Source organism: Marinobacter sp. KMM 10035 (assembly GCF_046537445.1).
GTDB classification, from domain to species: Bacteria; Pseudomonadota; Gammaproteobacteria; order Pseudomonadales; family Oleiphilaceae; genus Marinobacter; species Marinobacter sediminicola.
Window position 1 is genome coordinate 349,875 of the sequence record NZ_JBBVMG010000001.1, and the last position, 12,900, is coordinate 362,774.

The following is a 12,900-nucleotide window of genomic DNA, read 5'->3' on the forward strand; positions in this document are numbered from 1 at the left end:
CTATCAACTATTTCAACAAAAGCACCTGACTGCAGCCCCGCTGCCCACCTGGCCCTGCTAGAATCCAGCCCATGGAATGGCTCACGCACTCTCAAACCGGTTTTCAACAAGCTGCCCGCTACCTGCTGGGCATGCGTTTGGCCGTTGCCGGTCTTCAGCTTGTCGCGCTGGCGGTAGCAGAGACCGTTATTGCCCTGGCGTACGGGGCAGAAGCACTCATACTGTGCCTGTTTTATGGGGTTCTCGCGGTTCTTGGCTGGCTTTGGTTTACTCGTCGGCCACCGCAATCCGCCATAAGTGTAAGCGCTGGCCTTGCTCTTGACCTGGTTTTGATTGGCGGATGGCTTTTCCTCACCGGCGGCTACACCAATCCTCTTGTGTCCCTGTTACTGCTGCCTATAGCGGTCGCGATCATTCTGGTTCCCCTGAGCCAGAGTATGGCCCTGACCCTGGCAGGAATCGGCGTTTATACGACTCTGATTATCTGGCACACCCCCATTACCCATGAACATCACGATGCCAATCTGGCCCAACTGCACCTCGCGGGTATGTGGGTGACCTTCGCTATGACGGCTGCAATTCTGCTATTGGTGGTTGGCGCCCTGGCACGACGGTTAGGGCAGCAACAGCAGCAGCTATCAAGCATCCGGGAAACGCGCCTGCGCGATGAACAGATCATCTCCATGGGGCTTTCTGCAGCCGCCGTTGCCCATCGCCTCGGCACCCCCTTAAACACCATGACCCTTTTGGTCGACGAGATCCGTGCCGCCTTCCCCGACCCGAGTCTTGCGGATGACTTGAAGCTGATGGAGAAACAACTCGTTCTTTGCAGTGAACATCTGCAGCAACTTTCCAGTGCGGCAGTACAAGCAAAAACTGCCCAGCTGGAAACGCTTACTGCCGAGAGTTGGATTGCACGGCTGAAGGAGTCAGCAACGCTACTGTGGCCTGCTGCACCTATCGACTGGCCCGGGGTGGTTCCGGATTGCCGGGTTGCGGTGGATGCCACCCTGGATCAGGCCATATTGAACCTGCTGGCAAACGCGCTAACCGCCAGCCCATCCTGGGTTGCCGTTAGTGTGCATTGTACAGAAAACAACCGGATTGAAATGGTGGTGGAAGACCACGGCGACGGCCTGGAAGATGACTTTCAGAAAAGCCTGGGCGAACAGATTGTTGGCTCGGAAAATGGCATGGGCGTCGGCCTCTTTCTTACCAACGCAACCATCCAGCGCCTGGGAGGCACGCTGAAGGCTCGCGTCGACCAGCAAGGAACGACTATGATCATCGACCTGCCTGCAGCCGAGACAGCGGGAGTAGCACGTGACCACCAATAAAACCTGGTTACTTATCGACGATGACACAGCGTTTCTGGAGGTGCTTCAGCGCGCCCTGAAGCGCCAAGGCGTTGACGCTACTATAGCCACCTCCCAGGCCGAAGCACTTGGCACTCTGAGCTCAAGAAGCTTCAGCCGGTGTGTGCTGGATCTGAATCTTGGCGGCGAGAGCGGCCTGCAACTTCTGCCGGAACTGCTTCACCGGCAGCCTGATCTGGACATACTGGTACTCACGGGTTACGGCAGTATCGCCACAGCGGTTGAGGCCATGCGCCGCGGGGCAATCAACTATTTATGCAAGCCGGTTACTGTTAGCCAGCTCATCAGCGGCTTTGATGCTCTGGCAATCACACCGGAGCTCCGCCCGGAACCACCTTCGGTGGAAGAAATGGAATGGGAGCACATTCAGCGGGTACTCAATGAGCACGAAGGCAATGTATCCGCCACCGCCAGGGCGCTCAACATGCACCGGAGAACCCTTCAACGCAAACTGCAAAAACACTCTCGCTGGCGAAATTGAAACACCAGGCGCAAATTGAGCCATGCCAACTATAAAGGATCCGGAAAACAAAGTGCCCACCCCAAAGGTTGACGCCAAGCGTTTGTCTCTGGTTGCGAGCGCCAGCCGCAATCTGATTATGATCCTTGACGCTGCAGGCACGATCGAGTGGGCCAATCCGGGCTTTGAGGAGCACACCGGCCACCAGCTACAAGACATTGCAGGCGCTCGCCCCCCGGAGCTGCTCAAAGGCCCCGCCACAGATCCAACAACACTGCTACGCGTTGCCCGGGAGCTGCACAGAGCTAAACGATTCGAAGAAGAGATTTTGCTTTACACCCGCTCCGGTGAACCATTCTGGGTTCACGCCTACGGCCTTCCTATTGGGGACGAACCGGGTGTGGCGCCGGGCTTTATTGTTATCATGAACAACATTTCGGATCACAAACACAGCGAGCGCGGCCTTCGTATTGCAGCCAGCGTGTTTGACCGTAGCCACGAAGCCATCATCATTTCAGATCAAAATAACCGCATACTTGATGTGAATCCCTCGTTCTCACGTATTACCGGATACAGCCGTACCGACGTTCTGGGGCTTAACCCCTCCATTCTCAGTTCCGGCCGGCACTCGCCTGCCTATTACTCTTCTATGTGGCAGAGTATTGAGGAGAGAGGTTACTGGCGAGGTGAGATCTGGAATCGGCGGAAAAACGGCGAAGAGTTTGTTGAGCTGCAGACAATCAGCCGCATTCACCTGGACGAGCCCGGACGCTATTACCATGTGGCCAACTTTACTGATATCACGGAACTTAAAAACCACGCAAAAGACATAGATCGCGCAGCCAATTACGACGACCTCACCGGCTTGCCCAATTTACAACTGCTTAAAGAACGCCTGCATCAGGCTCAAATACAAGCGGACACTCACCAAAAAAGCCTATCCGTCGGCTACATTGACCTGGATGGTTTCAAGGCAATCAACGAAAACTTTGGCGCAGAGGTGGGAGACAGAATACTGCGCACCCTGGCAGGCCGTCTTACCCAGGACCTCCGTAGTGGCGACACGGTCGCCCGAATTGGCGGTGATGAGTTTGGGCTTATCCTTCAGAACGACAACCATGAGGCTATCTACGACCGCATACTCTCTACCATCAATGAACCGGTTGACCTTGGCGGAGAGGCAGGTTCGATTGTTGTTACAGCAAGCCTCGGTATCACCCGCTACCCCTCAGACAACACAGACGCTGAAGGCCTGATTCGCCATGCCGATCAGGCGGTATACGCAGCCAAGGATAAAGGGCGTAATCTGCTGCACGTTTTCGATCCGGAACTGAACGAGCATCGCCAACAGAAACGTGCTCAACTCATAGAGCTCAGCCGTGCGCTGGATAACAACGAGTTTGAACTCTACTTCCAGCCTCAGGTACGAATAGCAGATTGCAGAGTCATTGGTTTTGAAGCACTGATTCGGTGGAACCATCCCCACAGAGGCCTGCTTTATCCAGATGTGTTTCTACCATCATTGGAAGACAGCGATCTGGAGGTGCCTTTGGGCCAGTGGGTACTCCAGGAAGCGGTTGTTCAGATGGGCCTTTGGCACGGTGCGGGGGAGGATTTGTCTGTCAGCATAAACATCAGTGCGCGACACATGATGGACCGGAATTTTACGTCCTACCTGGAAAACTATTTGCACAACCACCCTGCAATCAAGCCTCACCACATAACCCTGGAAGTGCTGGAATCGACCTCCCTGGATGACATCAAACGCGCCGGCGATGTGCTTGCCCGTTGCCAGGAACTGGGATTCCGCGTTGCTCTGGATGACTTCGGCACAGGCTTTTCGTCACTGTCCTACCTCAGCACCTTACCCATTGATCTGGTGAAAGTGGACAAAAGCTTTGTCATCAACATGCTCAACGATCCCAATGACCGGGCAATCGTGGAGAGTGTGATTTTTATGGGCCAGAGGTTTAGCCATCCCATTCTGGCGGAAGGTGTTGAAACCATGGCGCATGCCCGTGCCTTGAGCGATTTGGGTTGCGAATATATGCAAGGCTATGGGATTGGGCGACCGATGCAGGCCGGGAATGTTCTGGAGTGGGTGCAACAGTGGCGCCAGCGCCACACCGACCCGCTGGGGCCAGCGCACAAAAGCGGTCCGGGTTGGTAACTCTAAGCATCCCGGGCGCAGACTACCTATCGATAGCGTCGCTGATCCAGCGTTGTAAGCCTGTCCGGATGGAACACCATCATGCCGGTTACAACCGCGCCATTCACAAAGCCCTCTGGAACCATGAATAGAGGGAGGTAGCGCAGGTAACCGTGAACCAGCTCTGAAAACTCATAGACTCCGCTGGCCCAGAGCATAGCGCACATCATTACACCAGCAGCGGCCACCGAAATACCCGCCCCGAAAAAGCCACAAAAAAAGATGTAAGCAAAAAAATTACTGAAATCCCGATGCCTTTCCCAAAGCATGATGGCCTGGGTGACGAGAGCGGGAATCATAACGGTCACCAAGCCGTTGGTGGCAAACATCACAAGTGGCTCACGACCCGTTATCACGGTAATAACCAAGGCCAAAAGCCCGGCGAGTACGGCCAGCCCCCAGCCCAGCATCAAGGTGACGACTGTGATACCAAAGATGTGGATCGCCAGCCCGGGATAGATCCCCGCTCGCAGTTGCCAGATAAAGCCCAGCGCCACTGCCGCTCCAAAAAAGGAATGTTGCAGCGCGTTGTCGGAGCGCAACGCACGCCAACGCACCGAACGGGCGGCCTGAAGCAGAATCAGCAGGAACGCGGCCAGTGTTAGATACCACAGCCCGGTTGAGAGCAGGTTATCGGTCATCCCCATAGTGAAGCACGCCTACAATAGCTCGGAACAAACCCAATAATAACGGCCGAACCCACCCCACAGCTAATGATCCAGGTTATCCGGAAGCCGAATTAATGCAGCTATTGGTGAGAGACTGCCATGCTTCAAAGGTGCTGAGGAACACTTTTCCACCCAGATGAGACAGCAGCTGGGTGTCCTTGAGACGGTCCATTACCGGCCCTTTCACCTCAGAGAAGTGCAACCGCACACCTGCGTCTTTCAGACGCTCATTTATCGCCTCCAGGCTTTCCAGCGCAGACGCATCGATATGGCTGATCGCCGGGCACACCAACACCAGATCTTTCGTCTCTGGTTTACGAATGGCCAGCGCCATCACTGTTTCTTCAAGAAAGCGTGCATTGGCGAAATACAGACTTTCATCCACCCGCAAAAAGGTAACCTCCGGGCACAGTTCCACATCGTGACGAAGCACATTCCGGAAGTGCTCCGTACCCGGAACCAGTCCAACAACTGCGCTATGGGGGCGACTGGTTCGATAGAGATACAACCCCATAGACATCAACACACCTGCCGTAATGCCCGCCTCAACGCTATGGGCAAGCGTCAGCAGAATGGTTGCGAGCATGGCGCCAAAGTCCGCGCGGGAATAGCGCCAGGTGCGCTTCAGAGCTGGCAAATCGATCAACGAGGCGACAGCAACAATAATCGTTGCAGCCAGCGTGGCCTGCGGCAGATAAGCGATTGCAGGCGTCAGGAACAGGGTTGCCAATGCAATGCCGATTGCCGCATAGGCACCGGCAGCGGGAGTTTTTGCGCCTGCGTCAAAATTAACCACGGAGCGGGAGAAGCCACCGGTGACCGGCATGCCTCCGGATAAGCCTGCACCAAGGTTGGCGGTTCCCAGACCAATCAATTCCTGGTCGGGATCAATACGCTGGCGCCGTTTAGCCGCCAGTGTCTGCCCCACAGACACTGACTCCACAAAGCCCACAATACTGATCAGCAATGCACTGGCAGCCAACTGCTGCCAAAGTTCCCAATCCAGTGGTGGCATCGTCAGCTCGGGTAAGCCTGAAGGCACAACGCCAACCAACTGAACGCCCTGAACATCAAGCTGCAGGAGCCAGGCAGCCAGTGTAGTGACCACTACTGCGAGAATCGGAGCTGTTTTTGTAATGATGTCGGCGAGCCGTGTTTCCACACCACACCAAACCAACAGAGGCTTCAAATGTTTCCGGGAAAACATCAGAAACAGCAAGGCACCGGCACCAATTAACAGCGTGGGTATGTTGGCGGCCCCGATCGATTGGATCAGGGACTGGGTAATCGTCAACAGGTTCTGCCCGGATGCCTGCACGCCGAGAATATGCTTGAGCTGACTGGCGGCGATCACAATGCCAGAGGCGGTGATAAAACCGGAGATGACCGGGTGGCTGAGAAAGTTGGCGAGAAAACCGAGCCTAAGAATCCCCATCAGCGTGAGCATTAGCCCGGAGATAACGGCAAGCAAGACAGCCCCCGCAAGATATTCCGGCGTTCCGGCTTCTGCCAGTGGCGCCAGTGCGGCGGCGGTCATCAAGGAGACTACCGCCACCGGCCCCACCGACAGTGTGCGGCTTGTGCCGAAGATGGCGTAAATCATCAGCGGCAGAATGCTGGCGTACAAGCCTACGTGCGCAGGCAAGCCTGCCAGCAGGGCATAAGCCAGTGACTGCGGAATCAACATCACGGTTACAATAACCGCAGCCACCAGATCACTGGAAGCCTGGTTACGACCGTATTGAGGCGCCCACTGGAGAAAAGGCAGATAGCGTTTGAAGTTCATTCGGAACTCAGAAGAAGTTGACCGGAACTTTCAGGTACACCTGGCCATTATCCTCCGCTGGTGGCATCTCACCTGCCCGCATATTTACCTGCACGGAAGGTAGAATTAGCCGCGGCATATCAAGCGTCGCGTCGCGCTCAGTGCGCATCTTCACAAATTCGTCTTCGCTGACGCCATCGTGCACGTGAATGTTGGCCTCTCGCTGCTCTGCCACAGTTGTCTGGTGCACATACTCTTCCCGGCCCGGAGCTTTATAATCATGGCAAAGGAAAATACGGGTTTGAGTTGGCAGTGACAGCACCTTGCGAATCGACTGGAAGAGCACACGGGCGTCACCACCCGGAAAGTCACAGCGTGCAGTTCCGTAATCAGGCATGAACAAGGTGTCGCCCACAAAGGCTGCGTCACCTATTACATAGGTCAAACAGGCAGGTGTGTGGCCAGGGGTGTGCATAACGCGACATTCAAGGCCGCCAATTGCAAAACTATCTCCATCCTGGAAAAGACGATCAAACTGGCTCCCATCACGGGCAAATTCAGTGCCCGCATTGAACGCCTTACCAAAAATTTCCTGTACATCCCGTATGTGGGCACCAATTCCGGTTTTACCACCTAGCTTTTCGTGAAGATATGGCGCAGCGGAAAGGTGGTCCGCATGAACGTGAGTTTCCAAAATCCACTCGACGCACAAATCATTTGAGCGCACATACTCAATAATCTCATCTGCAGAACGCACATCGGTAGTGCCCGAGGCGTAGTCAAAATCGAGTACCGAATCAAGAATGGCGCAAGCCTGACTATCAGGGTCACGGACCACGTAGCTGAACGTATTGGTGGGCTCATCAAAGAAATGTTGAACGATAGGGCTGTTCACTGCACTCACCTCCGTTGGGGTGTAATCCTATAATCTATAGCATAAGGATATACCAAAACGGAATATAAGATGAAATTCTCTTTTCCTATATGCGCGATACCCCTAATGCATCAACAAGGCAGTCCCGCCCCGCCTGCTTTGCTGCATAAAGCCTGTCGTCCGCCAACCGGATCAGCGGGTCAGGCGAAGCAGGAAACTCATCGAGCTCACCGATGTCAGCAATACCGGCGCTGACCGTTAACGGCACAGTGTGATCTTCAAGATCGAAATCATGATTGCGCACGGCACAGAGAATACGGCTTACGATACGACGCACACCCGTTGCGTCTATGCCACAGAACGCTACTACAAACTCCTCTCCACCAAATCGAGCCACCACATCAGCCTCTCGGGTTTGCTCCAGAAGAACCTCGGCAAAACTCCGCAAACAGGCATCTCCTCCCAAATGGCCTACAGAATCGTTAATGTGCTTGAATCGATCGAGGTCGAACATGGCCAGTGTAAAGTGCTCCTCATATCGGCTGGCACGGCTCAGCATTTCATGAAGCCTGGGCATCAGATAGCGACGATTATGCAATTTGGTTAGGGGGTCTCGGATAGACTGGTTTAGCAGCTCTCGTTCAAGCCGGTGGCGTTCAAGTGCTCCCGACAGCAGGCTGGATACGATAATAAGAAGGTCTGCCTGGTCTTCACGCCAAGTACGTTTTCGATTGGAATCTACGCCAAAAAAACCTGTAACCACACCTCTCACACGAACCGGCACGCAAAACATTGAACACACCCCCTGCTCTTCCAGCATCGTGCGCTCGGGGCCGGCAGGAATCTGCTCGATTTCCTCAACAAAAATGACCCGGTTGCCACTTACCATTTCGACGATTTTGCATTGCCACCAATCAAAATCGTCGGTCGGCACATTGCGTTGGCTTTCGATGAGGGCTGGCACACCTTCAGAGCACCATTCGTGAGTGTTATCCATCACACGGTGGTCTTGCGAAAACTCATACAAATAGGCCCTGTCCACCCCAAAAAAGCCGCCAATGGCTTTCAATAACTCGTTAATGCACTGGTCAATGGTGCCAAAGCTCAGGTTGATAAACTGCGTTGACAGCTTGGCGATCAATTTCTGAAAATCGGCCTGGAAGGAAGCTTCCGCTTCGCGTGCTCTGAGTGTGCACTCAAGATCTTTGTAATGCTGAATGTTATGCAGCTGGCCAAACCACACCATGCTTCCATCAGCCTGGCGCTCTGGCGTTGCCTGGGCTTCGAACCACTCGTAGTGCCCCGCTCTCACTTTCATCCGGGCTTGATACCACCAGCTTTTGAGAGCAGTAGCCGATTCTTCAATGCTGGTTTCTACACCCTGGATTTGCTCCGGGTGGACCGTTAAAAACATCGAATCGGCGTTTTCGCGCAAGATGTCAGGATCAAGGCCAAGAATGTCACTTACCTGATCACTGACAAACAGATACTTATGAGTCTTCGCGTCTGCACTCTTCCAATAAGTAAAGAGTACGCCGGGAATGCCCAAGGCCAGTTTTTTGAAAAAATAAACAGAGTCGGTGTAATGCGGCCGTAGGCCGATCTCTTTGATCATGAACCTTTCGCCTTACTGGCGTGAATCATCTTAATCCTAAAAGTGTAGTCCAAGGCACCAGGCTCAGCCATTTCAAATCAAAGCCTTTCATTCACCTCAAGCGTCTCGCGCCAATTTTGAGCAGGTGCTACCCTATTTTCGTATCGGCTGAAAAGTACGGACAAGCCTAATAATTCCCCGGGAGAGCACCGAATGAGCGAGATCGACGAACAAGCTCCGACCAGGAACCCTGCAAAAACCATCGCTATCGGTGTCGTTCTGCTCCTTATTATCGTGGCGGTCACCTACGCGTTGAGCGACCGATTGGCACCGTCTTCGTCGCGAGGCTTTGTTTCGGCCCATGTTGTCCAAATTGCACCCCGGGTTTCCGGTGACATTACCGAAGTGATGGTTCAAGACGACGCTGTGGTGCAGGCTGGTGATCCGCTTTTTGCCATCGACCCCCGTCCGTTTGAACTGGCGCTTCGACAGGCGGAAGCCAATCTGGCCAGCACCGTTCAGGGTATAGATGCCTCAGCCGCCTCACTGGTAGCCGCCCAAGCTGGCGTTACCCAGGCCAGAACCAACCTTGATACGGCCCTTACAGACGCAGACCGCACATTACGCCTGGAAAAACGCGGCATAGTGCCGGTTGCGCAAGGTGATGCAGCACGGGCCAAAGTTGCGGATGCCAAAGCACAGCTCAGTACTGCAGAAGCCAATTTGGAAAGTGCCCGCAAGCAGCTCGGCCCAAAAGGTGCTGACAATCCGTCCATCCTTGCGGCACAGGCACAACTGGAAAGCGTGCAGTATGACCTTGCATCCACAAGGGTACGAGCACCCCATTATGGCGTAGTGACCAACATGACTCTGGCAAAGGGCCAGTTTATCGGTGCAGGCAACCCGGCGCTGACGTTCATTGATGCGGAGGCTGCCTGGGTCACCGTGGATCTGCGGGAAAACCAGCTTCAAAGCATCGAACCCGGTGACACAGCGCACCTGCTTTTTGATGCCGTGCCCGGCACTATCTTCGAAGGCCGTGTACAGAGCATTGCCTGGGGCATTAATCCGGGGCGCAACGTTCAAGGCGGCCTGGTGGTTAACGAAGCCTCCAATCGCTGGTTTGAACCCGCGCGACGTATTCCAGTGAGAATTGAGCTGAAAGGCTCGCAAGACGACTGGCCGCGGCAAGTGCGCGTAGGTGGCAAGGTGCATGCGGTGGTATTTGCCAACGGAACAAGCAACCCAATTGCCCTGATCGCCCGTGGGTTTCAACGCGTGAGATCCTGGTTCAGCTACCTGTATTGAGGCGTACACCATGTACGTAACCCCCCGTCCCAACGAAGCTGACGATCCGCTTTACGCTGTGCGCCTGGGTGTCACTGGCATGCTGGCTTATGCTGCCATCCCCCTGATCGACCCGGCGTTGCCGCCCATTATTGCGGCACTCCCGGTAGGCTTGATTGCCGCGCAGCGCAAAGCCTTCAACCCGGGCAAAGCCATTGGTGGGCCCATTGCGCTCATCCTGATGGTCTACCTGATGACCTGGTTTGTAGAAACCCTGCGCCCCATGCCATTGGTGTATGTAGGGGCCATGTGGCTAACCTACTTTGCCGGCTTTCGTATGATTCTGCAGTCCGGCGCACAGGCGGGCATGCTGATTGTCGTTGTTGCCGTGCTCATGTCCGTTATGGGCATGCACGGCAACGCTACGGTTGAGGCTATGCGTGACGGATTTGTTCAGGCCTCTTTGGTGGGTCTGGTGCTGGGGCCGCTTGTGTATGCAGTTTTCCCCGCACGAACCCGTGAGCAGCATGTGGACGAGCCTGTGCCCACAGGCGGCAATGTCACCCTGGGTGCTGCCATCAGGGCCACGGTGCTGATGTGCCTGTCGTTCTGGCTCTACTCCGTAATGCAACCCTCCGATATGATGATGGCGGTGATTGCGGCCATGGTGCTGGTTTTCCCAACCCGCCGCGCTGTGTTCTACGAAGCCCACCAACGAATACTGGCAACCTTCTACGGCAGCGCCGTCGGGCTTGCGGTGCTTTGGCTGTTCACCCTGTCTTCGCACTTGCCCATTCTACTCGGCCTGATTTTTCTTGGCGGATTGTGGCTTGGGCATCTGATGCTGCACGGAAAGCATCCCAGCATGGTGTACCAATATGGACTTTCTGTCGCCATGGCGCTGATTGCCGGCGCGCTCTCAACCCAGGATCCGGGTTACGCAACCTTTACGCGCATTGTGCTCACGCTCGCCGGTGCCGGCACCGCCGCTCTACTGGTTGCTGGACTGGACGCCCTCACAGGGTGGCGGAGCTCCGAACAATCACGGAAGCAACAAATACAAGAGACTGAGGCATGAGTAATCATGGTGTGGATGACCAAATGATAGACGGCCAGCCTGCTGAGGCAGCCCCATCGCCTTCCCGTTCGGTACTGCAGCACGAATGGCAAGCCTTCTGGCTAGCCGTTGGCTTTCTTACCCGCATTCCCATGCTCGCACGCATCGATTATTCCCAGAAACTGATGAACCAGTGCAGCATGTACTTTCCAGTCGTAGGCCTGCTATTAGGTGCTTTGTACGCCGGCCTATTCGCACTGCTCAGTTTGGCCTGGAGCCCATTGGTCTGCGTACTGCTGGTGCTGTGCTTTCACCTGTTTATCACCGGCGCCTTCCACGAAGATGGCCTTGCTGACAGCGTAGATGCACTGGGCGGCGGCTACACAGTTGAAAAGCGCTTGGAGATCATGAAAGACAGCCGCATAGGCACCTATGGCACGGTTGCGCTGGTGATGGCATTAGGTTTAAAAGCAGCACTGCTGCTGGATATGGAAACGATCTGGCTGGCATTGCTGGTGGCGCCCGCCATCAGCCGTGTAACACCCCTACTGCTGATGGCCTTTATGCCCTATGTAACAGACCCGGATAAAAGCAAAAGCAAGCCCGTAGCAGAGACCTTTTCCCGCCAACGCTTACTGACCAGCTGTGCATGTACTGCCCTGATTTCACTCGTATTCAGCATTTGGTTGCCGGGGCTTTGGCTTAGCGCCTTAACCGCTGTGCTCATGGTAGCCCTACTGTGGGGCTGGTACTTGCAGCGGCAATTAGGTGGTTACACCGGCGACGCACTGGGGGCGAGTGTGGTGTTTTGCGAGCTGGTGCTGCTGATGTTCTTGTGAGATGTGGCAGACTTAGTCGTTATCCACGGTGAACGAGACGATTCGGGATAAGTGGCTGATGGGCAGGCCGGTTTCCTGGTGCCACTGATTGAACGCATGCTGAGCCTGGGTCAGCCCTTTTTTGCTGGTGAGTGACGCATCCAGAATATCGGCGCGGGTCAATGCGGTCACCACATCACGGGACAGGATGAAGCCATCCCAGCCCACCCGACGCAGGAAGTATTGAGCAGTGTTCCCGCCCAACCGGGCGCCGTTGCGCTTCAAATATATCAAAAGGCCAACCTGATCCTCACTGGGCCATTCCGCTAGAAACTGCCCAAAACTACCGTAGTCTTGCGCCACTTCCATAATCATCCGGGCATTTTCAGGCACGGTGCGAATCTTCTGCATATTACGAACAACCCGCGTATCTTCGGCCAATCTTTCCAAAACTTCTGGTGGAACTTGCTGCCAGTAGGCGGGCACGAAACCTTCGAAGGCCGCCTCGAAACTTGGCCACTTATTCTCAATTACACGCCAGACAAAACCCGCCTTGAAAATACAGCGGGTGATTTCGGACAGGTAACGGTCGTCGCCAACCTCCATCAGCCGCGCGCGCTTGGGCAATGGTGGCAGCAGTGCCTTCACGGCTTCCTCGCCACCTTTTCGAGCGACTGCCTGCTGATAAAATTCAGAAAACTCCATAACCCCCCCCAAAAGCCCAAATTGGGTCTTAAGAGCCCCACTTAGGGCTTGATAAACCCCAATGTGGGGACTAAAGTACCCACATTG

At 54.9% G+C, this 12,900-nt stretch carries 11 protein-coding genes; 6 read left to right on the forward strand and 5 right to left on the reverse strand.

The annotated features are described in order from the left end of the window. Window positions 1-71: 71 nt before the first annotated feature. The 3 genes from AADB16_RS01530 to AADB16_RS01540 are packed head-to-tail and all read left to right on the forward strand — an operon-like array spanning window position 72 to window position 4,006. Entirely contained in the window at window positions 72-1,337 is a 1,266-nt protein-coding gene (locus AADB16_RS01530) for a sensor histidine kinase (RefSeq protein WP_410800917.1), read from the forward strand. Further along, window positions 1,324-1,857, forward strand: coding sequence for a response regulator transcription factor (locus AADB16_RS01535; RefSeq protein WP_410800919.1), 534 nt, complete (start codon window positions 1,324-1,326; stop codon window positions 1,855-1,857). The genes AADB16_RS01530 and AADB16_RS01535 overlap by 14 nt, the downstream gene beginning before the upstream one ends. 22 nt (window positions 1,858-1,879) lie before the next feature. After that, window positions 1,880-4,006 carry a putative bifunctional diguanylate cyclase/phosphodiesterase gene (locus AADB16_RS01540; RefSeq protein WP_410800921.1) on the forward strand — a complete coding sequence of 709 codons (2,127 nt, stop codon included), beginning with the start codon at window positions 1,880-1,882 and terminating at the stop codon, window positions 4,004-4,006. Window positions 4,007-4,032: 26 nt separating this feature from the next. Here the strand turns inward: AADB16_RS01540 and AADB16_RS01545 are convergent, their stop codons facing one another. The 4 genes from AADB16_RS01545 to AADB16_RS01560 all read right to left on the reverse strand — a co-directional run bounded on the left by AADB16_RS01545 (window position 4,033) and on the right by AADB16_RS01560 (window position 8,967). Further along, a complete protein-coding gene (locus AADB16_RS01545) occupies window positions 4,033-4,692 on the reverse strand; it encodes an energy-coupling factor ABC transporter permease (protein WP_410800923.1) in 660 nt (219 codons plus the stop codon). Between the two features lie 76 nt (window positions 4,693-4,768). Further along, complete coding sequence (locus AADB16_RS01550) at window positions 4,769-6,499, reverse strand: SulP family inorganic anion transporter (RefSeq protein ID WP_410800925.1); 1,731 nt, start codon at window positions 6,497-6,499, stop codon at window positions 4,769-4,771. A 7-nt stretch (window positions 6,500-6,506) separates the two neighbouring features. After that, on the reverse strand, window positions 6,507-7,373 hold the full coding sequence (locus tag AADB16_RS01555; RefSeq protein ID WP_410800927.1) for an MBL fold metallo-hydrolase: 867 nt from the start codon (window positions 7,371-7,373) through the stop codon (window positions 6,507-6,509). 85 nt (window positions 7,374-7,458) lie between these two features. Beyond that, a complete protein-coding gene (locus AADB16_RS01560; protein WP_410800929.1) occupies window positions 7,459-8,967 on the reverse strand; it encodes a diguanylate cyclase in 1,509 nt (502 codons plus the stop codon). A 192-nt stretch (window positions 8,968-9,159) separates the two neighbouring features. Between AADB16_RS01560 and AADB16_RS01565 the strand changes: the two genes are divergently transcribed. The 3 genes from AADB16_RS01565 to AADB16_RS01575 are packed head-to-tail and all read left to right on the forward strand — an operon-like array spanning window position 9,160 to window position 12,129. Continuing rightward, a complete protein-coding gene (locus AADB16_RS01565; protein WP_410800931.1) occupies window positions 9,160-10,254 on the forward strand; it encodes an HlyD family secretion protein in 1,095 nt (364 codons plus the stop codon). A 10-nt stretch (window positions 10,255-10,264) separates the two neighbouring features. Then, complete coding sequence (locus AADB16_RS01570; protein ID WP_410800933.1) at window positions 10,265-11,311, forward strand: FUSC family protein; 1,047 nt, start codon at window positions 10,265-10,267, stop codon at window positions 11,309-11,311. Between the two features lie 23 nt (window positions 11,312-11,334). After that, window positions 11,335-12,129: an adenosylcobinamide-GDP ribazoletransferase gene (locus tag AADB16_RS01575; protein WP_410803549.1), complete on the forward strand. Its 795-nt coding sequence runs from the start codon at window positions 11,335-11,337 to the stop codon at window positions 12,127-12,129. Window positions 12,130-12,141: 12 nt separating this feature from the next. Here AADB16_RS01575 and AADB16_RS01580 read toward each other — a convergent pair whose 3' ends face one another. Next, complete coding sequence (locus AADB16_RS01580; protein ID WP_410800934.1) at window positions 12,142-12,813, reverse strand: DNA-3-methyladenine glycosylase I; 672 nt, start codon at window positions 12,811-12,813, stop codon at window positions 12,142-12,144. Between the last annotated feature and the right edge of the window lie 87 nt (window positions 12,814-12,900).

Coding starts and splice junctions, on each gene's coding strand:
- AADB16_RS01580 (WP_410800934.1), bottom strand. CDS start 12,813: ATGGAGTTTTCTGAATTTTATCAGCAGGCAGTCGCTCGAAAAGGTGGC.
- AADB16_RS01565 (WP_410800931.1), top strand. CDS start 9,160: ATGAGCGAGATCGACGAACAAGCTCCGACCAGGAACCCTGCAAAAACC.
- AADB16_RS01540 (WP_410800921.1), top strand. CDS start 1,880: ATGCCAACTATAAAGGATCCGGAAAACAAAGTGCCCACCCCAAAGGTT.
- AADB16_RS01545 (WP_410800923.1), bottom strand. CDS start 4,692: ATGGGGATGACCGATAACCTGCTCTCAACCGGGCTGTGGTATCTAACA.
- AADB16_RS01570 (WP_410800933.1), top strand. CDS start 10,265: ATGTACGTAACCCCCCGTCCCAACGAAGCTGACGATCCGCTTTACGCT.
- AADB16_RS01550 (WP_410800925.1), bottom strand. CDS start 6,499: ATGAACTTCAAACGCTATCTGCCTTTTCTCCAGTGGGCGCCTCAATAC.
- AADB16_RS01530 (WP_410800917.1), top strand. CDS start 72: ATGGAATGGCTCACGCACTCTCAAACCGGTTTTCAACAAGCTGCCCGC.
- AADB16_RS01560 (WP_410800929.1), bottom strand. CDS start 8,967: ATGATCAAAGAGATCGGCCTACGGCCGCATTACACCGACTCTGTTTAT.
- AADB16_RS01575 (WP_410803549.1), top strand. CDS start 11,335: ATGATAGACGGCCAGCCTGCTGAGGCAGCCCCATCGCCTTCCCGTTCG.